This is a genomic window from Streptomyces sp. NPDC088810 (assembly GCF_044750305.1).
Classification (GTDB): Bacteria; Actinomycetota; Actinomycetes; order Streptomycetales; family Streptomycetaceae; genus Streptomyces.
Map to the genome: position 1 here is coordinate 714,553 of NZ_JBIVJQ010000003.1, position 25,080 is coordinate 739,632.

The 25,080-nt window shown below is 75.1% G+C and carries 28 protein-coding genes; 20 read left to right on the top strand and 8 right to left on the bottom strand.

The features are described from left to right. Positions 1-145: 145 nt before the first annotated feature. Positions 146-1,120: a fibronectin type III domain-containing protein gene (locus tag ACIP4Y_RS14115; protein WP_401392275.1), complete on the bottom strand. Its 975-nt coding sequence runs from the start codon at positions 1,118-1,120 to the stop codon at positions 146-148. Between the two features lie 430 nt (positions 1,121-1,550). On the opposite strand from ACIP4Y_RS14115, the gene ACIP4Y_RS14120 reads away from it, so the two are divergent. Then, positions 1,551-2,267 carry a glycoside hydrolase family 75 protein gene (locus ACIP4Y_RS14120; protein WP_401392531.1) on the top strand — a complete coding sequence of 239 codons (717 nt, stop codon included), beginning with the start codon at positions 1,551-1,553 and terminating at the stop codon, positions 2,265-2,267. A 21-nt stretch (positions 2,268-2,288) separates the two neighbouring features. On the opposite strand, the gene ACIP4Y_RS14125 is transcribed toward ACIP4Y_RS14120, so the two are convergent. The 4 genes from ACIP4Y_RS14125 to ACIP4Y_RS14140 all read right to left on the bottom strand — a co-directional run bounded on the left by ACIP4Y_RS14125 (position 2,289) and on the right by ACIP4Y_RS14140 (position 4,962). Next, positions 2,289-2,699 carry a PTS-dependent dihydroxyacetone kinase phosphotransferase subunit DhaM gene (locus ACIP4Y_RS14125; protein WP_401392276.1) on the bottom strand — a complete coding sequence of 137 codons (411 nt, stop codon included), beginning with the start codon at positions 2,697-2,699 and terminating at the stop codon, positions 2,289-2,291. Further along, entirely contained in the window at positions 2,692-3,300 is a 609-nt protein-coding gene (gene dhaL, locus ACIP4Y_RS14130) for a dihydroxyacetone kinase subunit DhaL (protein ID WP_401392279.1), read from the bottom strand. Before dhaL ends, ACIP4Y_RS14125 begins: the two co-directional genes overlap by 8 nt. A gap of 66 nt (positions 3,301-3,366) precedes the next feature. Continuing rightward, on the bottom strand, positions 3,367-4,359 hold the full coding sequence (gene dhaK, locus ACIP4Y_RS14135; protein ID WP_358636610.1) for a dihydroxyacetone kinase subunit DhaK: 993 nt from the start codon (positions 4,357-4,359) through the stop codon (positions 3,367-3,369). Positions 4,360-4,485: 126 nt separating this feature from the next. Next, complete coding sequence (locus ACIP4Y_RS14140) at positions 4,486-4,962, bottom strand: carboxypeptidase regulatory-like domain-containing protein (RefSeq protein ID WP_401392282.1); 477 nt, start codon at positions 4,960-4,962, stop codon at positions 4,486-4,488. A gap of 189 nt (positions 4,963-5,151) precedes the next feature. Here ACIP4Y_RS14140 and ACIP4Y_RS14145 point away from each other — a divergent pair, with 189 nt between their 5' ends. Further along, the gene (locus tag ACIP4Y_RS14145; protein ID WP_358636607.1) at positions 5,152-5,490 is read left to right on the top strand and encodes a DUF3040 domain-containing protein; all 339 of its coding nucleotides are present in this window, start codon (positions 5,152-5,154) and stop codon (positions 5,488-5,490) included. 90 nt (positions 5,491-5,580) lie between these two features. Here the strand turns inward: ACIP4Y_RS14145 and ACIP4Y_RS14150 are convergent, their stop codons facing one another. After that, complete coding sequence (locus tag ACIP4Y_RS14150; protein ID WP_401392285.1) at positions 5,581-6,144, bottom strand: hemerythrin domain-containing protein; 564 nt, start codon at positions 6,142-6,144, stop codon at positions 5,581-5,583. 101 nt (positions 6,145-6,245) lie between these two features. Further along, positions 6,246-7,139 (bottom strand): polysaccharide pyruvyl transferase family protein, encoded by an 894-nt coding sequence (locus ACIP4Y_RS14155; protein ID WP_401392288.1) that lies wholly within the window; start codon positions 7,137-7,139, stop codon positions 6,246-6,248. Between the two features lie 333 nt (positions 7,140-7,472). On the opposite strand from ACIP4Y_RS14155, the gene ACIP4Y_RS14160 reads away from it, so the two are divergent. The 16 genes from ACIP4Y_RS14160 (at position 7,473) to ACIP4Y_RS14235 (ending at position 22,789) form a co-directional block, all read left to right on the top strand. After that, positions 7,473-8,480: an NAD-dependent epimerase/dehydratase family protein gene (locus ACIP4Y_RS14160; protein ID WP_358636601.1), complete on the top strand. Its 1,008-nt coding sequence runs from the start codon at positions 7,473-7,475 to the stop codon at positions 8,478-8,480. A gap of 33 nt (positions 8,481-8,513) precedes the next feature. After that, positions 8,514-10,148, top strand: a complete 1,635-nt coding sequence (locus ACIP4Y_RS14165) for a carbamoyltransferase (protein WP_401392291.1) — start codon at positions 8,514-8,516, stop codon at positions 10,146-10,148. Further along, positions 10,145-11,140, top strand: a complete 996-nt coding sequence (locus ACIP4Y_RS14170) for a glycosyltransferase family 2 protein (protein WP_401392294.1) — start codon at positions 10,145-10,147, stop codon at positions 11,138-11,140. The genes ACIP4Y_RS14165 and ACIP4Y_RS14170 overlap by 4 nt, the downstream gene beginning before the upstream one ends. Further along, positions 11,137-11,853 carry an HAD-IIIA family hydrolase gene (locus tag ACIP4Y_RS14175; RefSeq protein ID WP_401392297.1) on the top strand — a complete coding sequence of 239 codons (717 nt, stop codon included), beginning with the start codon at positions 11,137-11,139 and terminating at the stop codon, positions 11,851-11,853. The genes ACIP4Y_RS14170 and ACIP4Y_RS14175 overlap by 4 nt, the downstream gene beginning before the upstream one ends. Beyond that, positions 11,850-12,860, top strand: coding sequence for a glycosyltransferase family 9 protein (locus ACIP4Y_RS14180; protein ID WP_401392300.1), 1,011 nt, complete (start codon positions 11,850-11,852; stop codon positions 12,858-12,860). The genes ACIP4Y_RS14175 and ACIP4Y_RS14180 overlap by 4 nt, the downstream gene beginning before the upstream one ends. Then, positions 12,857-13,819, top strand: coding sequence for a glycosyltransferase (locus tag ACIP4Y_RS14185; protein ID WP_401392302.1), 963 nt, complete (start codon positions 12,857-12,859; stop codon positions 13,817-13,819). The genes ACIP4Y_RS14180 and ACIP4Y_RS14185 overlap by 4 nt, the downstream gene beginning before the upstream one ends. Next, entirely contained in the window at positions 13,816-15,048 is a 1,233-nt protein-coding gene (locus ACIP4Y_RS14190; protein WP_358636588.1) for a glycosyltransferase, read from the top strand. The genes ACIP4Y_RS14185 and ACIP4Y_RS14190 overlap by 4 nt, the downstream gene beginning before the upstream one ends. Further along, positions 15,045-15,758: an SIS domain-containing protein gene (locus ACIP4Y_RS14195; protein WP_401392306.1), complete on the top strand. Its 714-nt coding sequence runs from the start codon at positions 15,045-15,047 to the stop codon at positions 15,756-15,758. The genes ACIP4Y_RS14190 and ACIP4Y_RS14195 overlap by 4 nt, the downstream gene beginning before the upstream one ends. Continuing rightward, positions 15,755-17,176 (top strand): PfkB family carbohydrate kinase, encoded by a 1,422-nt coding sequence (locus ACIP4Y_RS14200; protein ID WP_401392309.1) that lies wholly within the window; start codon positions 15,755-15,757, stop codon positions 17,174-17,176. Before ACIP4Y_RS14195 ends, ACIP4Y_RS14200 begins: the two co-directional genes overlap by 4 nt. Further along, entirely contained in the window at positions 17,173-18,177 is a 1,005-nt protein-coding gene (locus ACIP4Y_RS14205) for a glycosyltransferase family 9 protein (protein ID WP_401392312.1), read from the top strand. The genes ACIP4Y_RS14200 and ACIP4Y_RS14205 overlap by 4 nt, the downstream gene beginning before the upstream one ends. Then, complete coding sequence (locus tag ACIP4Y_RS14210; RefSeq protein WP_401392315.1) at positions 18,167-19,108, top strand: glycosyltransferase family 2 protein; 942 nt, start codon at positions 18,167-18,169, stop codon at positions 19,106-19,108. The genes ACIP4Y_RS14205 and ACIP4Y_RS14210 overlap by 11 nt, the downstream gene beginning before the upstream one ends. After that, a complete protein-coding gene (locus ACIP4Y_RS14215) occupies positions 19,105-20,037 on the top strand; it encodes a glycosyltransferase family 2 protein (protein ID WP_401392318.1) in 933 nt (310 codons plus the stop codon). The genes ACIP4Y_RS14210 and ACIP4Y_RS14215 overlap by 4 nt, the downstream gene beginning before the upstream one ends. Positions 20,038-20,165: 128 nt before the next feature. Beyond that, positions 20,166-20,600, top strand: coding sequence for an STAS domain-containing protein (locus ACIP4Y_RS14220; protein WP_358636576.1), 435 nt, complete (start codon positions 20,166-20,168; stop codon positions 20,598-20,600). A gap of 118 nt (positions 20,601-20,718) precedes the next feature. Then, positions 20,719-21,969 carry an ANTAR domain-containing protein gene (locus ACIP4Y_RS14225; protein WP_358636573.1) on the top strand — a complete coding sequence of 417 codons (1,251 nt, stop codon included), beginning with the start codon at positions 20,719-20,721 and terminating at the stop codon, positions 21,967-21,969. Positions 21,970-22,056: 87 nt separating this feature from the next. Beyond that, the gene (locus tag ACIP4Y_RS14230) at positions 22,057-22,251 is read left to right on the top strand and encodes a hypothetical protein (protein WP_358636571.1); all 195 of its coding nucleotides are present in this window, start codon (positions 22,057-22,059) and stop codon (positions 22,249-22,251) included. A gap of 82 nt (positions 22,252-22,333) precedes the next feature. Next, on the top strand, positions 22,334-22,789 hold the full coding sequence (locus ACIP4Y_RS14235) for an RpiB/LacA/LacB family sugar-phosphate isomerase (protein WP_401392323.1): 456 nt from the start codon (positions 22,334-22,336) through the stop codon (positions 22,787-22,789). 59 nt (positions 22,790-22,848) lie between these two features. Here ACIP4Y_RS14235 and ACIP4Y_RS14240 read toward each other — a convergent pair whose 3' ends face one another. Then, positions 22,849-23,214, bottom strand: a complete 366-nt coding sequence (locus ACIP4Y_RS14240; RefSeq protein WP_358636566.1) for a DUF6479 family protein — start codon at positions 23,212-23,214, stop codon at positions 22,849-22,851. A 116-nt stretch (positions 23,215-23,330) separates the two neighbouring features. On the opposite strand from ACIP4Y_RS14240, the gene ACIP4Y_RS14245 reads away from it, so the two are divergent. Together ACIP4Y_RS14245 and ACIP4Y_RS14250 are read left to right on the top strand one after the other, a co-directional pair. Then, positions 23,331-23,702, top strand: coding sequence for a ferredoxin (locus ACIP4Y_RS14245; protein ID WP_358636794.1), 372 nt, complete (start codon positions 23,331-23,333; stop codon positions 23,700-23,702). 102 nt (positions 23,703-23,804) lie between these two features. After that, positions 23,805-24,983, top strand: a complete 1,179-nt coding sequence (locus tag ACIP4Y_RS14250) for an acyl-CoA dehydrogenase family protein (protein WP_401392326.1) — start codon at positions 23,805-23,807, stop codon at positions 24,981-24,983. Positions 24,984-25,080: the final 97 nt, after the last annotated feature.

Below are 25,080 nucleotides of genomic sequence, written 5' to 3' on the forward strand. Positions count from 1 at the left end.
CATGCGCCGCCGAGGGTCGGGAAACGTCCGTGCTGCCTCAACCGCAGCCAACGCGGACCCGGGGCCGCCCGCACGCGGGAGGGACCCGGTCGGGTGACGCATTCCTCCGTCCGGCGCACGAGGACCCGCCGGGCCGGCGCGCCGGTCAGCCGCCCGTGGTCACCTTCCGCTCCGCCGACCAGCCGCCCCAGGTGCCGTCCGGCAGCCGCGCCCGCAGCCGTACCCGGTGCTCCTCCCCGGCGGCGGTGCCGGCGTAGAAGCTGTGCCGGGCCCGGCCGCGTGGCGGTGTGCCGCCCCAGACGAGCGAGGTGGCCGCGGTGCCGTCCAGCTGGATCAGGTACTCGGTGATCACACCGTCCGCGCGCGGCGGGTCCCAGGCCAGGTCGATGTACCAGGCCCCGCCGGAGCGGTGGGTGGCGGCGGTGAAACCCGTGGGCGCGGTGTTGCGGCCGTCGTCGCTGCCCGGCGTGGCGAGGCGGACCGGCGGGCCGGCGGGGGAGAGGTTGTCGGCGGCGTCCCGGGCCCGGACCGTGAAGACGTACCGGCTGCCGGGGCGCAGGCCGGTGACGACGGTGGCGGTCTGGTTCCCGCCCACGCTGTGGATCTTCACCCCGCCCTGGTAGACGTCGTACGACAGCACACCCCGGTCGTCCCGGGCCGCGCCCCAGGTCAACTGGACCGCGCGGCTGCTCACGGCCCGTCCGCCGGTCGTCGGCGGCCGGGTCGGTGCCGAGCGGTCCGCCGGCGTCGCGGCCGGCGTCCGGGCCCGCACCGCCCGGCTCGGCGGGCCCAGCCGGCCCGCGGTGTCCCGGGCCCGCACGGTGAAGGCATACATGGTCGACGGCCTGAGCCTGGTGACGTCCACCATGTGCTGCGAACCCGGTACGTCGGCCACCCTTGTGGTGCCGCGATAGACCTCGTAGGTGCGGACCCCGGAGGTTTCCGGCGCCGCGTTCCACATCACGTGCACGCTCGTGGCGCTGCCCGCCGCGGCGGTGACCCCGGCCGGTGCGCCGGGCACCCGGCCCTCGCCGCCGCCGCTGGCCCGGCTCCAGCCGCACGACGCCACCAGCAGCAACGATCCGCACAGCAGCACGAGCGGAACGGGAACGCGTCGCACGGCTCTGCCTCCCCCGGGCGGCCTCGGTATCACGTAAAGGTCCGGACCAATATGGCCCGGCGAGTGCGGCCACATCAAGGGGGCCGCGGTCGTGACCACCCCCGGGCGTTACGTATGCTGAGCCTCCCTACGGCTGAACTACCCGAGAGGGCAGGGAAGTTCATGCCTGTGGCGCGGACACGCTGTCGTCGCCGATCCCGCGCCGACGCGGGTGGCCGGGGGGTCCGGGCAGGTACGGGCCGGACCCCCGGCCCCTGTTGTTCCCGCTCTCGCCCTCACTTTCGCCCCCTCTCGCCCGCACTGTCCCCTTACGGGGTGTCAGAGGCGTGCTCCATCCGGCCCCTTCGCGGCGGCCCCCGTGGCCGGGCGCCCGGACCGGCCGCACAGTGGGCTGGTTGTTCCCATGTCCCCGACGAGAGGGTCCCTCATCGTGCGTTTCCCGTCGCTGACCCTGGCCGCGGCCGGTGCAGCACTGCTCGCCCCGGCGGCACTGCCCGCCCCGGCCACCGCCGTCCCGGCCACCGCCGTCCCGCCCCACGAGCGGCTCGTGGCCCGCGGCGAGGGCGCGGTCACCGCCGCCGACCTGCTCGCCCGGGCAGGCACGTGCACCGAGATCTCCGAGGGCCGCTACCGCACCGACGCCGGCGACCCCGCGACCGTACCCGTGTGCGGCACCCCCGACGCCGTCTTCTGGAAGGCCGACATGGACATCGACTGCGACGGCCGCCCCACCACCCACTGCAACAGCAGCACCGACCCGATGTTCGGCGCCGCCACCGCCTTCCAGCAGTCCGACGGCCGCTACCTGAACGCCGAGACCCTGCCCTACATCGTCGTCCCGGCACCCAGCTCCCGCTGGGACTACCGCGCGCACGGCGTACGGGGCGGTTCCGTGGCCGCCGTCGTCTACGGCGACCGGGTGCAGTACGCGGTCGTCGGCGACACCGGCCCGAGCGACATCATCGGCGAGGCCTCCTACGCCGCCGCGACCGGGCTCGGCATCAACCCCGACCCGCTGGCCGGCGGGGTGCCCTCGGACGTGACCTACATCGTCTTCCGCGACTCCCACATCAGCCCCATCGAGGACCACGCGGCGGCGGTGACCGAGGGAGAGCGGCTGGCCAGACTCTTCGTCATGAACAACTGACCAGCCCGGCCCGGGAGCCCCTCACACCTTCCGGTAGCTGTACGCTTCCGCCGCCGCGGCCTCCACCGCGTCCAGGTCGGCACCCGCCGCGGCGGTGACCACGGCGGCCACCGCGCCCTCGAGGAACGGCGCGTCCAGCAGGCGCGTGCCGTCCGGCAGTTCGTCGCCCTCGGCGAGCAGCGCCTTCACCGTGAGTACCGCGCTGCCCAGGTCGGTGAGGACCGCCACCCCGGCCCCCCGGTCCACCGAGGCCGCCGCGGCGGAGATCAACTCGGCGCTGGTGCCGAGCCCGCCGCCCTCGGTGCCGCCGGCCGGGGCCACCGGCACCGCCGTCCCCCCGCCCGCCAGGCCCTTCGCCAGCTCGGCGACCGAGGCGGCCACCTCCGCGCTGTGCGACACCAGCACGATCCCGACGAGCTTCTCCTCACTCACCGTCCGCCTCCGCCGTGTCGGCCAGCGCGGCGATCAGCAGCGCCGACGAGGTCGCCCCCGGGTCCTGGTGACCGATGCTGCGCTCGCCCAGATAGCTCGCCCGGCCCTTGCGGGCCTGCAACGGCGTGGTGGCCAGCGCACCCTCCTCGGCGGCGGCCCGCGCGGCGGCGAACCCGGAGCCGAGCGCGTCCACGGCCGGCATCAGCGCGTCGATCATGGTCTTGTCGCCGGGTGCCGCCCCGCCGAGCTTCATCACCCCGTCCACGCCCTCGCGCAGCGCGGCGGCCAGCTGCTCCGCGCCGACCTCGGCGGCATCCCCGAGCGCCTTGCCGGTCCGGCGCAGCAGGGTGCCGTACAGCGGTCCGGAGGCACCCCCCACCGTCGAGATCAACTGCCGTCCGGCCAGGGTCAGGACGGCCCCGGGGGTGTCGGGCGCCTCCTTCTCCAGGGTGGCCGCCACGGCCGTGAACCCGCGCTGCAGATTGCTGCCGTGGTCGGCGTCCCCGATGGCCGAGTCGAGGGCGGTGAGCCGTTCCGCCTCGCGGTCGACGGATGCGGCGACCGCCATCATCCAACGGCGGAAGAAATCGGCGTCGAGCACTGGAACTCCTCGTGTCAGAGGGCTGTTGACCGTGCGGCCGGATCGCAGGCCGCCTGCTCCGCCGTATCACATGCCCCAGCGCAGCCCCGGGGTGTTCACCGGGGCGTCCCACAACCGCAGCAGCTCCTCGTCCACCTGGCACAGCGTCACCGAGGCGCCCGCCATGTCCAGGGACGTGACGTAGTTGCCGACGAGGGTGCGGGCCACGGGGACACCGCGCTCCCGGAGCACCCGCTGCACCTCGGCGTTGAAGCCGTACAGCTCCAGCAGCGGGGTCGCGCCCATGCCGTTGACCAGGACCAGGACGGGGCTGCGCGGCGGCATGTCCTCCAAGACCGCGTTCACCGCGAAGTCGGCGATCTCCCCGGAGGTCATCATCGGCCGCCGCTCCCGGCCCGGCTCGCCGTGGATGCCGATGCCCAACTCCAGCTCACCGTCCGGCAGATCGAAGGTCGGGCTGCCCTTCGCCGGGGTCGTACAGGCGCTCAGGGCCACGCCGAAGCTGCGGGAGTTCTCGTTGACCTGGCGGCCGATGGCCTCCACGCGCTCCAGCGGCTGTCCCTCGGCCGCGGCGGCGCCCGCGATCTTCTCCACGAACAGCGTCGCGCCGGTACCGCGCCGGCCGGCCGTGTACAGGCTGTCGGTGACCGCCACGTCGTCGTTGACGAGCACCTTGGCGACCTGGATGCCCTCGTCCTCGGCCAGCTCGGCCGCCATGTCGAAGTTCAGCACGTCACCGGTGTAGTTCTTCACGATGAACAGGACGCCCGCCCCGCTGTCCACGGCGGCCGCGGCGCGCGCCATCTGGTCCGGTACCGGCGAGGTGAAGACCTCCCCGGGGCAGGCGGCGGAGAGCATGCCCGGGCCGACGAACCCGCCGTGCAGCGGCTCGTGCCCGGAGCCGCCGCCCGAGATCAGCGCGACCTGCCCGGCCACGGGGGCGTCGCGGCGGACGATCACCCGGTTCTCCACGTCCACATTGAGTTCGGGATGCGCGTCCGCCAGGCCGCGCAGCGCGTCCGCCACCACGGTCTCCGGCACGTTGATCAGCATCCTCATGGGTGTCTCCTCGTATCCGGGGCTTCCCGTCTACTTGGAAGTATCGGCCTTGCGGCAGGGAAGGACACCTGTAGCCGTGCGGCCTCACAGCGGGTAGCGGCACGCTGACGCAGCGTGTCGCGCTGTTCAGCCGGAGCCGTGCTGGAAATACCGGATAAGCAGCTGCCGGACGTCGTCGAGAAATGGGGTGTTCTCTTTGATCTGGGACAGACGTGCCCGGGCAGCGGATGCGTAGCTTTCTTCCGTGGCGTCCCCGTCGCTTCCGTCGCCGGACGCCGTGGCGAGCAGGAAAGCCGCGAGGACGTCCACGCCTGTCGCCGTATCGGCGAAATTCCCGACGGGCAGCAAGTAGCGGTCGAGGGGCGTGTGGTCGTCGGCGACCACGTTGGTGACCAGCGAGGGTTGCCAGCTCCGCGCGTTGACGAGCGTGTGGTGGGTGTCGAACTGCACGGTCACCAATGCACCGGCGGGAACGTCCGCGCTGTAGTGACCGTCGTCGTTGGTGTACGTGTGGTCGATGAGCGTCAGATCAGGCCGATAGACGCTCACCTTAATCATGGCAATGGGCTCTTTTTCCGTTATGGTTCGCACGCGCCCGTACATGTGAGCCCCTCTCCGGTAAGGGATGTCGCGTCTGATCCCATTTCGTATCGTCACGCGGGACGCAAGGGCACGCCACTTGGCGCAGAGGCTGCCGGGGGCCGTCCCTGCGGCACCGCTTCGGCCGGGCCGTCCGGGGAACTCGGGGCTGCGGGACGGAGGCCGCCGGTCGGCGGAGGAGGTGCCGTTGCCGTGGACGACTGGGAGATGTGGGACATGCACGACGACGTACGGCTGTCACCGCGCGAGCGGCTCGCGCTGTTGCAGATCGAGGCGAACCTCCGGCAGGACCGGCGGTTCGCGCGCCACATGGGCGCTCTCCGCGACCGGACGTGGCTGCCGGCGTCGGTGCTGCTGCTGGCGGCCGCTTCGGCGTTCGTCGCCGTCATGGGCATCCGCACCTCGGACCCCGCACTGCTGTGGTGCTTCGCGCTGCTGTGGCCGCTGACCCTCTTTCAGGCCTTCCGGCTGCTGTGCCGGGCGGCCCGCCCCCGGCCCCGCTCCGGCACCCGGCTCACCCCGTGGCTGTGAACCGCCCCCGGCCGTACTGAACGGACGTACGGAACGGACGCACGGAACGGGGGCCGGGCGCGCACCCGGCCCCCGTGGGGGAGCACCCCGTCAGCTCTCCTTGCCCCGCCCCGACAGCGCGTCGCGCAACCGGTCGACCAGACCGGCCCCCGGAGCCAGCAGCTTGTTGGCCGGGGGAGTGTCCGGTGCCGACGGGTGCGGACGGGTGGGGGCCATCTTCTTCGCCCGGCGGACCTTGTCGCCGAGGTCCATCAGCGCGTCCGGGGGACAGGCCGCCTCCAGCTGCGGGAAGAGGTTCTGCTCCTCGTCCGCCACATGGGACCGGATCTCGCTCATCAGCTGAGTCATGAGCGTGTCGAAGCGGGGGTCGTCCGCCTCGCAGCTCTCCAGGTCCTTCATGATCTGCTCGGCCTTGGCGTGGTCCTGGAGCTCCTTGTCGGCCAGGGAGTCCCCGTTGGTCACGTGCTCGCGTACTGCCGGGTACAGGTAGGACTCCTCCGCGACGGAGTGCCGGATCAGCTCCATCGTGGCCTGGTCGCAGAGGGTCTTGCGTTCCGCGGAGCCGGGCGGCATCGCCTCGATGCGGCCGAAGATCTCCTCGACCTCGCGATGGTCGGTGGTCAGCTCCTGGATGACGTTTCCGCCGTGACCCATGGTCGTTACCTCCTGCGTCAAACGCGGCGGCCCGTGAGCGGCCGGCCGTCGCCGCGCCGAGTGCCCCGGCCACGGCGCGCTACACGGCCCCCCGGGCCCGGTCAGCGCATCGAGTGGCAGGCGGCGGCCGACCGGCCCGCTTCGGAGAGCGCCCACTGCCACCAGTGGTCCAGGATGTCCGGGGTCAGCGTGTCCGCCGCCACCAGCGCGGGCCAGCCCAGGGTACGGGCCTGGGCGCTGACCTTGGCACCGCCCGCGACCGGGTCGACGGCGATCACCGGGGTGCCGGAGCGCAGCCCCAGCACCAGGCCGTGCAGCCGGGTGGTGACGAGCAGGTCGAAGCGGGGGAGGAGAGCGAGGAACTGCTCGGCGGTGGCGCACAGCCGCCAGTCGTCGGTGGCCAGCCGGGTGTCGGCCGGCACCCGCGCGCAGTCCTTGCCGGCCAGCCAGCCGGTGATCCGCTCGGACACCTCCGCGTGCCGCCGGCGCTCCCCGTACTCGCCCTGGCCGTGGGAGAGCACCACCCCGGCCACGGGCGGCAGCGGGCCCGCTGGGGCGGCGGCCGCGAGATCCCGCCGGCCCGGGGCGCCGGTACCGTCGCGGGGGACGACCGTGTGGAAACCGGTGACCGCCGGATCCGCCGGGTCGACCACCGAGACCCCGGCGGCGAGTCGTCTCAAGGACCCGAACCTTGCATGGAGAGCAGCCACTTGGGGCCCGTGCAGCGGACCGCAGACGAAGAGCAGCGTGTCGTACGCACGCGGGTCGGCCGTCTCCAAGGACAGCCGGCCGGGCCGGAACCCGGGGCTCCACGCCGTGTCGTACGGGATGCCGGCCCTGGTCAGGGCCGCGGCCATGTGCTGCTGGGCGAGCACGTCCCCAGCGGTGGCCTCACCGTCCCGGAAGCTGAACCAGCCGGTGAGCAGCAGCCGTTCCGGGGTTTGGCCGGGGCCGCGCAGCGCGCGCAGCACCGCCGTCGCGACGTCGTCGTGCATGAGCGTCTCCCCTGTGATCGGGGCGCCTGAGTCGCGCGAGTACCCGTGATTCCGGAGAATAAGAATCCAACGTGTGAAAGCAACTGGCAGGGGAACTCAGCTGCCAGTGCCGTCCAGCCAGTGGCGGCCGACCAGGGTGGTCCTGCACGATCCTCGGGACCCGAGCCCTGCCCTCTCCCTTCCCCACGGGCCGACGACGTCGGACCCGGCGGCGCGGCACGCGCCGAACGCCCGCGCAGACCCCCTTCGAGGTGCGCGGACGACGCAGTCCCGGACGCGGACGAAGCGGATGAAGCGGACGCGTGGACCAAGGACGACGAAGGAATGGCCCCCATGACTGGTGACACACCGTTCTCCTGGCGGCGCGCCCTCGTGACCGGCGGCGCCGGCTTCCTCGGCTCCCACCTGTGCGAACGGCTGCTGGATTCGGGCGTCGAAGTCGACTGTGCCGACAACCTGGCCTGCGGGCGGCGCGAGAACGTCGCCCAGCTGGAGGACCGGCCCGGGTTCCGGTACGTGCACTGCGACGTGTCCGCACCGCAGTGCGCCGAGCGGCTGCCGGGCCCGTACGACCTGGTCCTGCACTTCGCCTGCCCGGCCTCGCCCTCCGACTACCTGCGCATGCCCCTGGAGACCCTGGACGTGGGCAGCCTCGGGACCCGCAACGCCCTGGCGATCGCGGAACGCGACGGTGCCCGTTTCCTGCTCGCCTCCACCTCGGAGGTGTACGGCGACCCGCTGGTGCACCCGCAGCACGAGGGCTACTGGGGCAATGTCAACCCGGTCGGGCCGCGCAGCGTGTACGACGAGTCCAAGCGGTTCGCCGAGGCCCTGGTGACCGCGCACGCCGGCACCAACGGCACGAACGCCGGGATAGTGCGGCTGTTCAACACCTACGGCCCGCGGATGCGGGCCCACGACGGCCGCGCCGTGCCCACCTTCATCTGCCAGGCCCTCGCCGGTGAGCCGCTCACGGTGACCGGCGACGGCAGCCAGACCCGCTCGCTGTGCTACGTGGACGACACCGTCGACGGCATCCTGCGGGTCGCCGCCAGCAGGTCGGTGCGGCCCGTGAACATCGGTGGCAGCGACGAGATCACCATGGCCGACCTGGCCCGCCGGGTGGTCGCCCTGACCGGCTCCCGGTCCCCGATCGCGTTCATAGACCGGCCCGTCGACGACCCCGGCCGGCGCCGCCCCGACACCACCCTCGCGCGCGAACTGCTCGGCTGGTCCCCGCAGGTCCCCTGGGAGGAGGGCCTGAAGCAGACCATCGCCTACTTCGCGGCCCAGCCCCCGCAACCGGCCCCGCACCCGGAGGGATCGGCCCACCGGTCCTGACCCCCCGCCCTTCCCCGGCCCTGGAGACAGCGCATGCACGTCCTCGGAATCAACGCACTCTTCCACGACCCCGCCGCCGCCCTCCTCACCGACGGCCGGATCGTGGCGGCGGCGGAGGAGGAGCGGTTCTCCCGCCGCAAGCACGGCAAGCGGCCCGTTCCCTTCTCCGCCTGGGAGCAGCCCGAGCAGTCGGCCCGCTGGTGCCTGGAGCAGGCCGGCCTCACCCCGGCCGACCTGGACGCCGTCGCCTACTCCTACGACCCCGCACTGGCCCGCCCCGCCGACGAGATGGGCCTGCACGACCCCTGGGACCACCTGCGCCGGCAGTACGCCCGCGAGGCGCCGCACTTCCTCGCGGAGGCCCTGCCCGGACTCGACCCGGCGAAAGTGAAGTTCGTCCCGCACCACGTGGCGCACGCGGCCTCGGCCGGTCCCGTCTCGCCGTACCCGGACTGCGCCGTCCTCGTCCTGGACGGCCGCGGCGAGTGCGGCTCACACCTGGCCGGCCGCTACACCAACCGCGAACTGACCGTCCTCGGCACCCAGCGGCTGCCGGACTCCCTCGGCCTGTTCTACGAGGACCTGACCCAGCACCTCGGATTCCTGCGCAGCAGCGACGAGTTCAAGGTCATGGCGCTCGCCTCCTACGGCACCCCGCGCTTCGCCGGCCGGCTGCGCGAATACGTCCACGCCGACGACGGCGGCGGCTTCCGGGCCCGCCCGGTGCCCTGGGCCGAGTTCGTCCCGCCCCGCCCGGCCGGCGGCGCCTGGAACCAGGACCACGCCGACCTCGCGGCCAGCGCCCAGCTCTGCCTGGAGGAGACCATGCTCGACCTCGCCCGGTGGCTGCGCGAGCGCACCGGCGAGGACGCGCTCACCATTGCCGGCGGGGTGGCCCTCAACTGCGTGGCCAACACCCGGCTGTGGCGGGAGAGCGGCTTCCGGCACGTGTGGGTGCAGCCCGCCGCCGGTGACGCGGGTACGGCCTTGGGCGCGGCGGCGCACGTCGCCGGCCAGAAGGACACCCTGGAGCCGATGCCGACCGCCGCCCTGGGCCGCGGCTGGAGCGACGCCGAGCTGCGCGCGTGGCTGGACCGGGCGGCCGTGCCGTACGAGCAGCCAGCGGACATCGCCGAGACGGCCGCGGAGGCGCTGGCCGCCGACGGGATCGTGGCCTGGTTCCAGGGGCGCAGCGAGTACGGGCCGCGCGCGCTCGGGCACCGCTCACTGCTCGCCCACCCCGGCAAGGCGGAGAACCTGGAGCGGCTCAACGCGGTCAAGGGGCGCGAGGAGTTCCGGCCGGTCGCGCCCATGGTGCTCGCCGAACGCGCGGGGGAGATCTTCGACGGGCCGCTGCCCAGCCCGCACATGCTGTTCGTGCACGGGGTGGCCGCCGACTGGAAGGCACGGATCCCGGCCGTGGTGCACGTCGACGGCACGGCCCGCATCCAGACCGTGGACCGCGCCCAGGAGCCGCTGGTGGCCCGGATGATCGAGGGTTTCGAACGGCGCACCGGGCTGCCGGTGGTGGTCAACACCAGCCTGAACACCGCCGGGCGGCCCATGGTCGACGATCCACGGGACGCCCTGGAGTGCTTCGGCTCGGCACCCGTGGACCTGCTGGTGCTCGGCCCGTTCGCGATCCGCCGTGGGAAGGCGTTCGCATGACCGGCGCGCCCGCCTACACCGTCGTCGTGCCGACGATCGGCCGGCCCTGCCTCGCCGAGTGCCTGCGTACGCTCGCCGCGGCCGGCGGCCATCCGCCGCACGAGGTGGTCGTCGTCGACGACAGGCCCGAGCCCGACGGCGACCTGCCCCTGGAGACGGCCGGGCAGCTGCTCGACCGGGTGCGCACCCTGCGCACCGGCGGCAAGGGACCGGCCGCCGCCCGCAACGCCGGCTGGCAGACCGTCCGTACGCCCTGGACGGTGTTCCTGGACGACGACGTCCAGGTGCTGCCGGACTGGTCCCGGCGGCTCGCCGACGACCTGCGGGCGGCCGGCCCCGATGTCGGCGGCGTCCAGGGGCAGTTGCGCGTCCCCCTGCCCCTGGACCGCCGGCCCACCGACTGGGAGCGCACCACCAAGGGCCTGGAGAACGCCGCCTGGGCCACCGCCGACATGGCGTACCGCACCGAGGCGCTCAAGCGGACCGGCGGTTTCGACGAACGCTTCCCGCGGGCCTTCCGCGAGGACGCCGACCTCGCCCTGCGGGTGCAGCGGGCGGGCTGGGACCTGGTCCGGGGCGCCCGCATCACCCGGCACCCGGTCCGTCCGGCCCACTGGTGGGCCTCGCTGCCCGCGCAGCGGGGCAACGCCGACGACGCCCTGATGAACCGGCTGCACGGCCGCGACTGGTGGGACCGCGCGCAGGCCCCCCGCGGCCGGCTGCCCCGCCATGTGGTGGTCACCGGCGCGGCCCTCGCCGCCGCCGGCTGCGCCCTGGCCGGGCGGCGCCGGGCCGCGAGCGCCTGCGCGGCCCTGTGGACGCTGGGCACCGCCGAGTTCGCGCTCGCCCGGATCCTGCCCGGCCCGCGCACTGCCCGCGAGATCGCCGGGATGCTCGGCACCAGCGTGCTCATCCCGCCGCTCGCCGTCCGGCACTGGGTGCGCGGAGTCGTCCGCCACCGGCACGCCGAGCCCCTGGGAGGTGCCGAATGAGCAGGCTGTCCGCCGTCCTGTTCGACCGCGACGGCACCCTCGTGGTGGACGTGCCGTACAACGGCGACCCCGAGCGGGTCCGGCTGCTGCCGGGCGCCGCCGCGGCCGTCGCGCTGGCCCGGGCCCACGGCCTGGCCACCGGCGTGGTCAGCAACCAGTCCGGCATCGGCCGCGGGCTGCTCACCACCGAACAGGTGCTCCGCGTCAACGAACGCGCCGACGAACTGCTGGGCGGCCTGGACACCTGGGTGTTCTGCCCGCACGCCCCCGAAGCCGGCTGCGCCTGCCGCAAGCCGCGCCCCGGGCTGGTCCACGCGGCCGCCGAACGGCTGGGCGTACCGCCCGCCGAATGCCTGGTGATCGGCGACATCGCCGCGGACGTCCTGGCCGCCCGCGCGGCCGGCGCCCGGGGCGTCCTGGTCCCGAACGCGGCCACCGCCCCGGCCGAGGTGGAACGTTTCGCCACCGAGAGCGCCCCCGACGCGCTCACCGCGGTCCGCGCGGCCCTGATCGAGGCGGGGGTCCCGGTGGGGAGGCGCACCTCCGGTCCGCCCACGCACGCCCGGCCACGGCAGTCCTGGACCCGGTCGGCTCCGGCGGACGCCGCGGCGTGCGATCGGCCGCCCGCCGCTTCCTCGGACGCGGTCGCCCACGAGCGGGCGCGGTGTGCGGTGCCGGACGCCGCCGGACCGGTGGGGAGGTGGCCGGCGTGAGATCACTCGTCGTCCGGCTCGACGGTTTCGGTGACGTGCTGCTCGCCGGGCCCGCCGTGCGCGCCGTCGCCGCGGGTTCCTCGCACGTCACCCTGCTCTGCGGTCCCCGGGGCGCCGACGCGGCCCGGCTGCTGCCCGGTGTGGACGAGGTGCTGGTGTGGGAGGCGCCCTGGGAGGGGTTCGACCCGCCCCCGGTCCGTCCGGCCGACATCGACGGGCTGGTGGGACGGCTGCGCGCCGGGGCGTACGACACCGCGCTCGTCCTCACGTCGTTCCACCAGAGCCCGCTGCCCACCGCCCTGCTGCTCCGGCTCGCCGGGATCGGCCGGATCGGCGCCGACAGCGTCGACCACCCCGGCCGGCTGCTCGACGTACGCCACCGGCGGCTGGAGGGCCGGCACGAGGCCGAGGCGGCCCTGGACACCGCCGCCGCCCTGGGCTTCACGGCCCCGCCCGGGGACGACGGCCGGCTGCGCGTGCTGCCGCCCCCGGACACCGGCAGCCTCACCGGCAACGGCCCCTACGTCGTCCTGCACCCCGGCGCCAGCGCGCCCGCCCGCGCCTGGAGCCCGCACCGCTGCGCCGAGGCGGTCGCGCTGCTCGCCGACGCCGGGCACCGCGTGGTCGTCACCGGCGGCCCCGCCGAGACCGACCTCACCCGCCAGGTCAGCGGCGGCCTGGCCGTGGACCTCGGCGGCCGGACCTCCCCCCGCACCCTCGCCGGGGTCCTGCGCATGGCCGACGTCGTGATCAGCGCCAACACCGGCCCCGCCCACCTCGCCGCCGCCGTCGGCACCCCGGTCGTCTCGCTGTTCGCCCCCGTCGTACCGGCCGAGCGCTGGGCACCGTACGGCGTCCCCGTCATCCTGCTCGGCGACCAGTCGGCGCCGTGCGCGCACACCCGGGCCCTCACCTGCCCGGTGCCCGGCCACCCCTGCCTGGACGAGGTCACCGGACAGGACGTGGTGCGCGCCGTGCACAAGCTCATCCAGGAGCGGCAGTCATGAACATCCTCGTCTGGCACGTGCACGGATCCTGGCTCACCGCCTTCGTGCAGGGCCCCCACACCTACCTGGTCCCGGTCACCGACGACCGCGGACCCGACGGCCTCGGCCGGGCCGTGACCTGGGACTGGCCCGAGTCCGTGCAGGAACGCGCCCCGAAGCAGCTGTGGGACTGCGACATCGGCCTGATGGTGCTGCAACGCCCGCACGAACTCGACCTGGCCCTGCGCTGGACCGGCCGCCGGCCCGGCGTGGACGTACCCGCCGTGTACGTCGAGCACAACAGCCCCGACGCGTCACCCGAGCGGCAACTCCACCCGCTGGCCGGGCAGTCCCGGATCCCCGTCGTGCACGTCACCCACTTCAACCGGCTGATGTGGGACAACGGCCAGGCCCCCACCGAGGTGGTCGAGCACGGCATCATCGACCCCGGCCCGCTCTACACCGGCACCGAGCGGCGCGCCGCCGTCGTGGTCAACGAGCCCGTGCGCAGGGGCCGTACCACCGGTACCGACCTGCTGCCCCGGTTCGCCCGGTCCGCGCCCCTGGACGTCTTCGGGATGCGCACCGAAGGCCTCGCCGAGCACCTCGGCCTGCTCCCCGAACGCTGCCGCGCCCGGGACCTGCCGCAGCACGAACTGCACCGGGAGATGGCCCGCTGCCGGGTCTATCTGCACCCCGTGCGCTGGACCTCGCTCGGACTGTCCCTGCTGGAGGCCATGTTCCTGGGCATGCCCGTGGTCGCCCTGGACACCACGGAGGTCCGGGAGGCGATACCCGACGGCGCCGGGGTGGTCTCGAACCGCCTCGACGTCCTGGAGGACGCCGTACGGACCTTCCTCGCCGAACCCGAGCGGGCCCGCCGCACCGGCGCGGCGGCACGGGCTGCGGCCCAGGCCCGCTACGGAGAGCGGCGCTTCCTCGACGACTGGGAGCGCCTGATCAAGGAGGTCACCCGATGAGCCGCATTCCGCACACGGCCGGGCGCGTCGCCATGGTCTCCGAGCACGCCAGCCCGCTGGCCGCGCTCGGCGGGCCGGACGCGGGCGGCCAGAACGTGTACGTGGCGCAGGTCGCCCGGCAGCTCGCCAGGAAGGGATACCGGGTCACCGTGTACACCCGGCGGGACTCGGCGGGCCTGCCGGACCGGGTGACCCTCATCGACGGCGTCCAGGTGGTGCACGTGCCCGCCGGACCGCCCGCGCCCGTCCCCAAGGACGAACTCCTGCCCCACATGACCGAGTTCGGCGACTTCCTGGCCCGGCAGTGGGCCGGGAGCCCGCCCGACGTGGTGCACGCCCACTTCTGGATGTCGGGCCTGGCCGCCCTGGCCGGTGCCCGCGACCTCGGCATCCCCGTCGTGCAGACCTACCACGCGCTGGGCACGGTGAAGAAGCGCTACCAGGGCGACGCCGACACCAGCCCGCCGCAGCGCCTCGCCATCGAGGAGGCCATCGGCCACGAGTGCGCCCGGATCATCGCCACGTGCAGCGACGAGGTGGCCGAACTGAAGGCCATGGGGCTGCCCGAGGACCGGATCAGCGTCGTCCCCTGCGGCGTCGACCCCGACCAGTTCACGCCGGGCGCCCGCACCCGCCCGCCCGGCGTCCGCAGGCGGCTGCTGGCCGTCGGCCGGCTCGTACCCCGCAAGGGCTTCGACCGCGCCATCCGCGCCCTGGCCGGCGTCCCCGACGCCGAACTCCTCGTCGCCGGCGGTCCCGAGGCCGACCTGCTCGGCGCCGAGCCCGAGGCCGCACGCCTCTACGGCATCGCCGGCGAGTACGGCGTCTCCGACCGGGTCACCCTGCTCGGCGGGGTCAGCCGGGCCCGCATGCCCCGGCTGATGTCCAGCGCCGACCTGGTGCTGTCGCTGCCCCGTTACGAGCCCTTCGGCATCGTCCCGCTGGAGGCCATGGCCTGCGCCACGCCGGTCGTCGCCACCGCCGTCGGCGGCCAGCTCGACACGGTCGTGGACGGCACCACGGGCGTCCTGGTCCCCGCCGACGACGACCACGACCTCGGCGCGGTGATCCGCGCCCTCCTCGCCGACCCCGACCGGCTCGCCCGGTACGGAGCCGCCGGCCGCGCCCGGGTGCTCAGCCACTACACCTGGGACCGGGTGGCCGACGGCGTGGCCGGGGTGTACGGCGCCGTGTCCTCGATCCGCTCGCTCTCGGGAGTCGTCCGATGAACACCGTCACCGACACCACGCACTGCGACGACCTCGCCAAGGCCCTGGAGGCCTTCCGCGACCACGCGCCGCTCATCGAGCGCTGGGGCACCGACCTCGCCCGGCGGCTGGGCTCCGGCGCCCGGCTGCTCGTCGCCGGCAACGGCGGCAGCGCCGCCCAGGCGCAGCACCTCACCGCCGAACTCGTCGGCCGCTACCGCGACGACCGCCCGCCGTTCTCCGCGGTCGCCCTGCACGCCGACACCTCCTCCACCACCGCGATCGCCAACGACTACGGCGTCCAGGAGGTGTTCGCCCGGCAGACCGCCGCCCACGGCCGCCCCGGGGACGTGCTGTTGCTGCTGTCCACCAGCGGCGCCAGCGCCAACCTGCTGGCCGCCGCCGACCGCGCGCACCGGCTCGGCATGACGGTGTGGGCGCTGACCGGCCGGGCCCCCAACCCGCTGCAGCTCGGCGCGGACGAGGCGCTGTGCGTCGACGCCCCCGTCACCGCCACCGTGCAGGAACTCCACCTGGTCGCCGTGCACATGCTCTGCGAGGCCTTCGACCAGGCCGTCGAGCGCGGCGAGGCCGGCCACCGGGCCGACGCGGACGGCAAACCGGGTGCCGACGGCAAGCCGGGTGTCGTCGGCCGGCTCGTCGGCCGGGCCCGCACGGTCGGCCGTACCGCGCCCGGCGCGCCCGTGGCCCCGAGGAAGGGACACGCATGACCGCCGCGCAGACGCCCCTGGTCGTCGTGGGCGACGCGCTGCTCGACCACGACCTGTGCGGCCGGGTGGAGCGGCTCGCCCCGGACGCCCCCGTGCCCGTGGTCCACGGCACCCGGCGCAGCTCCCGCCCCGGCGGCGCCGCCCTCGCCGCCTGCCTCGCGGCGGCCGACGGACGCCCCGTCACCCTGGTCACCGCCCTCGGCCCCGACGCCGCCAGCGACACCCTGCGGGAGCTGCTGGCCGGCCGGGTCGGTCTGGTCGAGGTACCGCTGGAGGGCACCCTCAGCAGCAAGACCCGGGTGCTGGCCGGGGACCGGCCGCTGCTCCGCCTCGACGACGGCGAGGGCCGCGCCCGCGAGGCGACCCAGGAGGCGGTGTCCACGATCGCGGCGGCCGACGGCATCCTCGTCGCCGACTACGGCCGCGGCACCGCCGACGTCCTGCGGGACGCCCTGACCCACGCGACGGCACCGGTCGTCTGGGACCCGCACGTGCGCGGCCGGCCCCCCGTCCCCGGCGTCCGCCTGGCCACCCCCTCCGCCCAGGAGGCCCGCGCCTTCGCCCGGCAACTGGACGATGCCGATGCCGGCGAGGCGGCCGGCCTGCGCACCGCCGCCCGGGACGCCCGCGCCCTGGTCGAAGCCTGGGGAGCCCAGGCCGTCGCGGTGACCATCGGCGAACGCGGCGCTCTGCTCTCGCACGGCGAGACCCCGCTGCTCGTGCCGACCCCGGCCGCCGCCACCGGCGACCCCTGCGGCGCCGGCGACCGGTTCGCCGCTACCGCCGCCGGGCTGCTCGCCGACGGCGCCCTCACCGAGGCCGCCGTACAGGCCGCCGTGCACGCCGCCACCCGGTACGTCGCCGAGGGCGGCGCCCGCGCGGTCGCCGTCCCGGACGAGCCGGAGACCGCCGCGGAGCCGCAGGCCGACGGCGACACCACCGCCGACGCCGTGCGCACCGCCGCCCGGGTCCGCGCCGCCGGTGGCACCGTCGTCGCCGCGGGCGGCTGCTTCGACCTGCTGCACGCCGGGCACGTCGCCCTGCTCCAGGCCGCCCGCCGGGCCGGCGACTGCCTCGTCGTGTGCATCAACTCCGACGACTCGGTTCGCCGCCGCAAGGGCGACGGCCGCCCCCTCGTCCCGGCCGCCGACCGGGTACGGGTGCTGCGCGCCCTGGAGTGCGTGGACGCCGTCGCCGTGTTCGACGAGGACACCCCCGAACGCATCCTCGGCGAACTCCGCCCGCACATCTGGGCCAAGGGCGGCGACTACGCCCGCACCCGGCTGCCCGAGCAGCCCCTCGTGGAGAGCTGGGGCGGCCAGGTCCTGCTGCTGCCCTACCTGGACGGACGCTCCACCACCGGCCTCGCCCGGCGCGCGGCCCTGGCCCCCGTTCCGACCGGAGGACGTACGAGGTGACCAGCGCCGAGCAGCGAAGCGGGCACCCCCCGCGCGTCCTGGTCCTGCGCGCGCTGGGCCTCGGCGATCTACTCGCCGGCGTGCCCGCGCTGCGCGGTGTCCGCCGGGCCTTCCCCGGCCACCGGGTCGTCCTCGCCCAGCCGCCGGGCCTCGCCGAACTCGCCCTGTCCACCGGGGCGGTGGACGCCGTGTTCCCGGCCGAGGCCCCGGGCCGCGGGGTACCGGACCTGACCCACTGGCCGGGGCCGCCCCCCGACGTGGCGATCGACCTGCACGGCAACGGCCCCGAGAGCCGCGACGCCCTGGCCGCCCTGCACCCGCGCCGGCTGCTCGCCCACGCCTGCCCGGACGGCCCGCCGTGGCGGGGGCAGGCCAACGAACGCGACCGCTGGTGCGCCTTCCTGCACGACTACGGCATCCCCGCCGACCCCCTGGACCTGCGGCTGCCCCCGCCCGGCACGCCGTCCCCGGCCCCCGGCGCGGTCGTCGTGCACCCCGGCGCGGCCTCGGGCTCCCGCCGCTGGCCGGCGGAACGGTTCGCCGCCGTCGTACGGTGCCTGCGCGCCGCCGGGCACCGCGTGGTCCTCACCGGCGGCCCCGGCGAGGACGCCCTGGTCCGCTCGGTCGCCGAACACAGCGGCCGGCGCGGCAGTGACGTGCTGGCCGGCGGCCTGCCGTTCGGGCAGCTGTCCGCGCTGGTCGCCGAGGCGTCCCTGGTGCTGAGCGGCGACACCGGCCTCGCCCATCTCGCGGTGGCCCACGGCACCCGCTCCGTCACCCTGTTCGGGCCGGTCTCCCCGCGCCTGTGGGGCCCGCCGCCGAGCCCCCACCACCTCGCCCTGTGGAAACCCGGCCCGCCCGGCGACCCGCACGGCCGCACCCCCGACGCCCGTCTGCTGCGCATCCGCACCGGCGAGGTCGCCGCGGCCTGCCTGAGGGTGCTGCGGGACGGCCGCGCCCGGCAGCGGCAGAGCGGACCGGAGGCGGCCCATGTCCACTGAGCACGCCCCCGGCCGCGTCCGCCGGCCCACCGCACCGGGCGATCCCCGCGTCACCGTCGCCGTCATCACCCGCGACCGCAGCGCCAGCCTGCTGCGCACCCTGGACGCGCTGGCCGCGCTGCCCGAGCGGCCGCCGGTCATCGTGGTCGACAACTCCCGCGACGACGCCACCTGCCGGGCCGTGGCCGGCCACCCGGCCATCACCCGGCTGCTGCGGCCCGCCGCGAACACCGGCGCCCTCGGCCGCAACCTGGCCGTCCAGCACGCCCGCACCCCCTACGTCGCCTTCAGCGACGACGACTCCTGGTGGCAGCCCGGCAGCCTCGCCCGGGCCGCCGACCTCCTCGACCGGCACCCCCGGCTCGGTCTGCTCGCCGCCCGCACCCTGGTCGGCGAGGAGGCCGCCGAGGACCCCCTCAACGCGGTACTCGCCGCCTCCCCGCTGCTGCCCGAGCCGGACCTGCCCGGCCGCCCGGTGCTCGGCTTCCTCGGCTGCGCCTGCGTGGTCCGCCGGGAGGCCTTCCTGAACGCCGGCGGCTACCACCCGCTGCTCTTCTTCGGCGGCGAGGAGACCCTGCTCGCCTACGACCTCGCCGCCGCCGGCTGGGGCGTCGCCTACGAACCCTCCCTCTGCGCCTGCCACCACCCAGAGGACCACGGCCGCACCGGCCGCTCCTTCCTCGTCCGGCGCAACCACGTGCTCACCACCTGCCTGCGCCGCCCCTGGCCGGTCGCCCTGCGCGCCTTCGCCGACCTCGCGCTGGCCGCCGCGGCCGGCCGGCCCGGCGCGCGCCGGGCCCTGAAGGAGAGCGTCGCCCGGTTCCCGGCCGCCCTCGCCCGCCGCCGGACCCTGCCCCCGCACGTCGAGGACGCCGCCCGCCTGCTCGACCGGGAGGCGTCCGGACGCCTGGCGGAAGGCGGCGCCCGATGACCAGGCTCGCCCCCGAGGTCCTTACCCGGACCGGCCCCGACGACCGGACGACCGTCGTCCTGATCACCCACAACCGCCGCCCCGAACTCCTGCGCACCCTCGCCCTGCTGCGCCGGCTGCCCGAACGCCCGCCCGTGATCGTCACCGACAACGCCTCCACCGACGGCACCGCCGAGGCCGTCGCCCGGGACTTCCCCGAGATGACCCTGCTGCGCCCCGGCCGCAACCTCGGCGCGATCGGCCGCAACCTGGCCGTCCAGCGGGTGCGCACGCCCTACGTCGCCTTCTGCGACGACGACACCTGGTGGGAGCCCGGCAGCCTGCGCCGGGCCGCCGACCTGCTGGACGCCCGGCCCCGGCTCGCCGCCGTCACCGCCCGGATCCTGGTGGAACCGGAGGGCACCGAGGACCCGGTCGTGCGCGAGCTGCGCGAGTCCCCGCTGTCCGGCCCCGACTGGCTCCCCGGGCCCGCCCTCGGCTCCTTCCTCGCCGCCGCCACCGTGCTGCGCACCGAGGCCTTCCGCGCCGGCGGCGGCTTCCACCCCGGCCTGTGGCTCGGCGGCGAGGAGGAACTGCTCGCCTGCGACCTGCTGCGCCAGGGCTGGTGGCTCGCCTACGCCGAGGAACTCACCGTCCACCACCGTGCCTCCCGGCTGCGCGACAGCACGGCCCGCCGGATCCTCGGGCTGCGCAACACGCTGTGGTTCACCTGGCTGCGCCGCCCGCTGCTGCCGGCGCTGCGCCGCACCGGGCACCTCATCCGGACCGTGCCCCGGGACGCGGCCTCCGCCCGCGCCTTCGTCCACGCCACCGCCGGACTGCCGTGGGTGCTGCGCCAGCGCGACCCGGTACCGCCGGAGCTGGAGCGCCGGCTCGCCATGCTGGAGCGGGCCCGCAGGGACTCACCCGCACGGCGGTACGTCGGCTGACCACGAGGCGCCACGACACGCCCAGGGACGTCGTTGCATCCGGGATCCGGGCGGGGGCACAGTGAGGTCCCGGTCAAGAAGCGGCCGGCCGAGCTCCTTCCTCCCCGCCCCAGGAAGCGCGTGCCCCCATGGAAACCGGTCCGCCGTCCCCTGCCCGCGTCCGCCCCGGCGGCCCGGCCCCGCTGCTCCTGCAGACCGTCCACGAGCACCGCACCGGGCTCGGCGGCATCAGTGTCCTGAAGGCCCGGGGCACGGTCGATGCCGCCAACGCCCGGCGGTTCGCCGAGGCCCTCGCCGAGCACGTCGCCCACGCCGACCAGGCCGGGGAGCACCCCCTGCTGGACCTGAGCGAGGTGTACCTCGCGTGCGCCGACGCGGTGCGCTCCCTGGACCGGGCGACCGGGCTGCTGGCCCGCTCCGGCCGCGCACTGCCCGTCGTACAGCCCCGGCCGCACGTGCGGGAGGCCCTGACCGCGGCCGGTCTGCCGGGGATCCGGGTGCACGCCTCCCTGGCGTGCGCGCTGGACGACCTGGACGCCCTGCCGGCCGGCGACCCGGGATAGCGGGCCACCACCCCCCCCGCCCGCCGCGGTTGAGGGCCGGGGACCCACCGTGCAAGGTGGTGCCAAGGTCGGCAAGAGACCGATCGACAACTGCGGCACGTCCAGTCTGGGTGATGCGATGAAACCTTCTTCCGGCCGCCCGGCCGCACCGGCTCCCCTCGTCATCGAGTCCTCCGTCGTCGAGGGACTGCCCGCCGAAGGCGCGCTGCTGCTGCGCATGTCGGGAAGCCTCGACGCCCACGGCGCCGAGGCCTGGTCGGAGGAACTGCGCGGTCACCTGGAACAGGCGGACCGCGCCGGACTGCGCCCCGTGCTCGACATGGCGCACGTCCAGCTGGGCGGCGCCGCCGTGCTCCGCACGCTCAGCGAGACCACCCGGGCCCGCACCGGGCGCCCGGACCTGATCATCGTGCGCGCCCGGCCCGGCGTGCGCGAGGCGGTGCACCTGGCCCGCCTCGACGGCGTCCGGCTGTACGCCACCCTCGACGAGGCGCTGCGCGAGCTGGCCCGCGCCGCCTCCCGGGTGGAGGAGCTGCCCGCCTGGCACTCCCAGATGGCGGACCCGTTGCGGCCCTCGTACGAGGAACTGCACAAGGAGGTCCGCGCGCTGCGGGCCCGGGTGCGCACCGCGCCGGTGATCGGCATGGCGCAGGGCACGCTCATGGTCCGCTACGGCCTGCCGGACTCCGGCAGCGCCTTCCGGGCGCTGCGCGAGGCCTCGCAGCGGTTCAACGTGCCGCTGCGGGTCCTGGTCTCGGCCGTCGTGGTGGCCCGGCCCCCGGACGGCGAGGTGTGGTTCCCCGGCCGCCGCTCCCTGCCGGTGCCCCAGCTGCGGATCCTGGCCCGGAGCGGCCGGGACCCCCGGTACCGGCGGCAGATGACCGACGCCGTGCTGCACGAGGCGCTGGCCATCGGCCAGGCACCCGCCGGGTACGTGCAGTTCGTGGACCCGGCCGTGCACGCCCTCATGCTGGAGACCCACTACGGCTGTGCGGAAACGTTCCTGGACCACCTCGTGCGCGGCCGGGGCGACGGCACGGCCGACGCGGCGGCCCGCGTCCGGGGCCGCCAGGTGAGCGTGCCCGACGTCACCGCCGACCCGCAGCTCTCCGACGACTGCCGGCAGGCCCTGCTGGCCACCGGCACCCACGCCGTGCAGAGCGTCCCGGTGCTCTCCTCCGCCGGCTCGTGCACCGGCGTGATCACCCTGCTCTGGCCCGACGCCGGCCACCGGCCGACCGCCGCGCAGGCCGAGGCGTTCGCCCTGCTGGCCGCGGACACCTCGGCCTGGCTGAGCTGGTACCACCGCTCGGTGCTCCTCGACGCCCTCGAACACCTCCACCGGGCGCTGACCCGCCCCGCGTCCTGACCCGTCCGCAGGCGGTGTGCGTCACCCGCGCGGCCCTGGGAACCCGGACCCCGCACGGAACACGCACCACCGGAGGGAGTCCGGCGCATGAGCAATCCGCAGCAGCCCGAACAGCGGCGCAGTGACAAGGGCGGCGCCACCCCGCAGGACGTCGGCGAGCTGAAGGCCCGCCAGCGGGCCGGCCGCGACGCGGGCGCCCGCCCGCACGGCACGGACAAGGGTGCCAAGGGCGGGGGAGAGGGCGGCGGGGTGCCTCCGGCGCAGCAGCCCGAGCACCCCTGACCTCGCATTCCGCATCGGTTGAACGGCCCCCAGCGGGCCGTTCGGCACGTCCGGGGACGGGGCAGGCGCTACGCTCCGGAGTATGCGGATCTCCGTCTCCTCCGACATGGACGAGCCCGTGGCCCGGCTCCTGGTCGCGGAGCTGCGCCGGCGCGGCCACGACGTCCGGGAGCACGGCGCGCTGCGGCCCGGCGCCGACGCGCAGTGGGCGGCCTGCTCCGCGGCCGCCGCCCGGGAGGTGGCCGACGGCACGGCCGACCAGGCGGTGGTGTGCTGCTGGACCGGCACCGGCGCGTCCATCGCGGCCAACAAGGTGCCGGGCGTGCGCGCCGCGCTGTGCACGGACGCCGCCACGGCCGACGGCGCGCGCCGCTGGAACGACGCCAACGTCCTCGCGCTCAGCCTCCGGCTGACCTCCGAACCGGTACTCAAGGAGATCCTCGACGCCTGGTTCCGGGCCGAGCCCAGCCAGGATCCGGAGGACCGGCAGAACGTGGCCCGCGTCGGCCGCCTGGACGCCGCCCGGACGACGTCCTAGGTCCGGGGGCGTACGGCGGTCCGGCGCGGGCCGGGGTTGCCGGAGGTGGTGGGGCCGTTTCAGTGGGCGCCGAGTCCGCCGCCGCCGAAGGAACCGCTGGAGCCCTTGCTCCAGCGCGGGCGCTCCTGCGACTCGCTCGGCTTGCTGTCCATGTTGCTCAGCTCGTACGGAGTGAGCGGGCGGCCGCCCTTGGCGACCCGGGGGATCTCCGCGGACTCCCTGTTCTGCCGGATCTCGCGCACCGGACCGTCCGGCGGCAGCTGGGGCTGTTCCTCGGGGCGCGGGCGCGGGGACTCGTTGGACCTGACGCGGGAGGTCATCCAGAAGCCGCCGGCGAGCAGCGCGAGCACGCCCACGGCCACGATGAACATGAAGAGGCTCATCAGGCCGCTCGGCGCGGCCAGCTGCATCGATGCGGTGTTCATAGGACACGAATACCCCACCCAAACCCGGACGAACCCGGACACTGTGGGTTACCGGGGGGTGCACGGATGGCCGTTTCACGGTGTTTGCCGCCGTGCGCCCCGGCTACCCGCACGGTGTGACCCCGACTTCACAGCAGCAGCTCTACCGGTTCCTGGAGGACCGTTTCACCTGTGCCCAGGCGTGTACCGAGTGCGCCCGGGCCTGCGCCGTGCGCGCGAGCCTCGTCGACCCGGACGGCACCGAGCGGCAGGAGCGGGTGCGCCGGCTGGGCATCATGTGCGCCGAGGTGTGCGACGCGACCTGCCGGGTGCTGTGCGAGGAGGGCCGGCAGGACGAGGAGGCGATCCGGGTCCGGGTCGACTGGTGCCGTTCGGTGTGCCTGGAGTGCGCCCGTGCCTTCGACGAGCACCCCGGCGCCGAATCGGCCGCGGACACCTGCCGGGCCTGCGCCGCAGCCTGCGCCGACTTCCTGGAGACGCTCAAGTGAGGGCCCGTACCCGAATTCGCCCGGGTCCCGGCATTCCCAATTTCTGAAACACGTTCTACGGTGTGCGCCGTCAGGACCGCCCTTGGGGAGCCTGGAGGCGCCGTGCACCTCGACCACACGCCCGAGCAGCAGCGGCTGCGCACCGAGCTGCGCGCCTACTTCGCCGAGCTGGTTCCGGACAACGCCTACGCCCGGTATGCCGACCCGGCCGCGCAGAAGCGGTTCTACCGCGACACCATCCGCCGCCTCGGCACGGACGGCTGGCTCGGCGTCGGCTGGCCCGAGGAGTACGGCGGGCGCGGGATGACGGCGATGGAGCAGTTCGTCTTCTTCGACGAGGCCGCGCAGGCCGGCGTACCCCTGCCGCTGATGGCGCTGAACACGGTCGGGCCGACGATCATGCGGTACGGCACCGAGGAGCAGAAGGCGTACTTCCTGCCCCGCATCCTCTCCGGCGAGATCGACTTCGCGATCGGCTACAGCGAGCCCGGCGCCGGCACCGACCTCGCCTCGCTCAGGACCCGCGCCGTACGCGACGGCGACGTGTACATCGTCAACGGGCAGAAGATCTGGACCACCAACGGCGACACCGCGGACTGGGTGTGGCTGGCCGTGCGCACCGACCCCGCGGCCCCGCCGCACAAGGGCATCACCATGCTGCTGGTGCCGACCTCGGACCCCGGCTACTCCTGCACCCTCATCCGCACCCTCGCCTCCCACGACACCACCGCGAGCTACTACGAGAACATCCGCGTCCCCGTCTCCCGCCGCGTCGGCGCCGAGAACGAGGGCTGGCGGCTGATCACCAACCAGCTCAACCACGAACGCGTCACCCTCGCCGCCCACGGCACCATGGCGATCCGCGCCCTGCACGACGTACAGCGCTGGGCGATGGAGACCAAGCTCGCCGACGGCCGGCGGGTCGCCGACCTGCCCTGGGTGCGCCGGCTGCTGGCCCGCACGCACACCCGGCTCGACGCGCTCAAGCTCCTCAACTGGCAGATGGTCTCGGCCGTCCAGGACGGCACCCTCACCCCGCAGGACGCCTCCGCCGTCAAGGTCTACGGCTCCGAGGCCCGCCGGGACGCCTACGCCTGGCTCATGGAGATCGTCGCTGCCGCCGGCCCGCTGAAGGAGGGCTCGGCGAGCGCCGTCCTGCACGGCGAACTGGAACGCGGCTACCGCTCGGCGGTCATCTTCACCTTCGGCGGCGGCAACAACGAGATCCAGCGCGAGATCATCTCCTGGATCGGCCTGGGGATGCCCCGGGTACGGCGCTGACGAAGTGTGACGAGGCTCCTTGGACATCTCATCCGGCTCAGCTGGCCAGACGGTGCGCGATACGCTTCCGGCCCCTGAGGACCCAGCCGAGTCCGCG

What these genes read in the sequence shown, in the direction of transcription:
- dhaK (WP_358636610.1), bottom strand. Translation starts at nt 4,359, where the DNA reads ATGAGGATGCTGATCAACGTGCCGGAGACCGTGGTGGCGGACGCGCTG.
- ACIP4Y_RS14140 (WP_401392282.1), bottom strand. Translation starts at nt 4,962, where the DNA reads ATGTACGGGCGCGTGCGAACCATAACGGAAAAAGAGCCCATTGCCATG.
- ACIP4Y_RS14150 (WP_401392285.1), bottom strand. Translation starts at nt 6,144, where the DNA reads ATGGGTCACGGCGGAAACGTCATCCAGGAGCTGACCACCGACCATCGC.
- ACIP4Y_RS14155 (WP_401392288.1), bottom strand. Translation starts at nt 7,139, where the DNA reads ATGCACGACGACGTCGCGACGGCGGTGCTGCGCGCGCTGCGCGGCCCC.
- ACIP4Y_RS14160 (WP_358636601.1), top strand. Translation starts at nt 7,473, where the DNA reads ATGACTGGTGACACACCGTTCTCCTGGCGGCGCGCCCTCGTGACCGGC.
- ACIP4Y_RS14165 (WP_401392291.1), top strand. Translation starts at nt 8,514, where the DNA reads ATGCACGTCCTCGGAATCAACGCACTCTTCCACGACCCCGCCGCCGCC.
- ACIP4Y_RS14170 (WP_401392294.1), top strand. Translation starts at nt 10,145, where the DNA reads ATGACCGGCGCGCCCGCCTACACCGTCGTCGTGCCGACGATCGGCCGG.
- ACIP4Y_RS14175 (WP_401392297.1), top strand. Translation starts at nt 11,137, where the DNA reads ATGAGCAGGCTGTCCGCCGTCCTGTTCGACCGCGACGGCACCCTCGTG.
- ACIP4Y_RS14185 (WP_401392302.1), top strand. Translation starts at nt 12,857, where the DNA reads ATGAACATCCTCGTCTGGCACGTGCACGGATCCTGGCTCACCGCCTTC.
- ACIP4Y_RS14190 (WP_358636588.1), top strand. Translation starts at nt 13,816, where the DNA reads ATGAGCCGCATTCCGCACACGGCCGGGCGCGTCGCCATGGTCTCCGAG.
- ACIP4Y_RS14195 (WP_401392306.1), top strand. Translation starts at nt 15,045, where the DNA reads ATGAACACCGTCACCGACACCACGCACTGCGACGACCTCGCCAAGGCC.
- ACIP4Y_RS14200 (WP_401392309.1), top strand. Translation starts at nt 15,755, where the DNA reads ATGACCGCCGCGCAGACGCCCCTGGTCGTCGTGGGCGACGCGCTGCTC.
- ACIP4Y_RS14210 (WP_401392315.1), top strand. Translation starts at nt 18,167, where the DNA reads ATGTCCACTGAGCACGCCCCCGGCCGCGTCCGCCGGCCCACCGCACCG.
- ACIP4Y_RS14215 (WP_401392318.1), top strand. Translation starts at nt 19,105, where the DNA reads ATGACCAGGCTCGCCCCCGAGGTCCTTACCCGGACCGGCCCCGACGAC.
- ACIP4Y_RS14220 (WP_358636576.1), top strand. Translation starts at nt 20,166, where the DNA reads ATGGAAACCGGTCCGCCGTCCCCTGCCCGCGTCCGCCCCGGCGGCCCG.
- ACIP4Y_RS14225 (WP_358636573.1), top strand. Translation starts at nt 20,719, where the DNA reads ATGAAACCTTCTTCCGGCCGCCCGGCCGCACCGGCTCCCCTCGTCATC.
- ACIP4Y_RS14230 (WP_358636571.1), top strand. Translation starts at nt 22,057, where the DNA reads ATGAGCAATCCGCAGCAGCCCGAACAGCGGCGCAGTGACAAGGGCGGC.
- ACIP4Y_RS14235 (WP_401392323.1), top strand. Translation starts at nt 22,334, where the DNA reads ATGCGGATCTCCGTCTCCTCCGACATGGACGAGCCCGTGGCCCGGCTC.
- ACIP4Y_RS14240 (WP_358636566.1), bottom strand. Translation starts at nt 23,214, where the DNA reads ATGAACACCGCATCGATGCAGCTGGCCGCGCCGAGCGGCCTGATGAGC.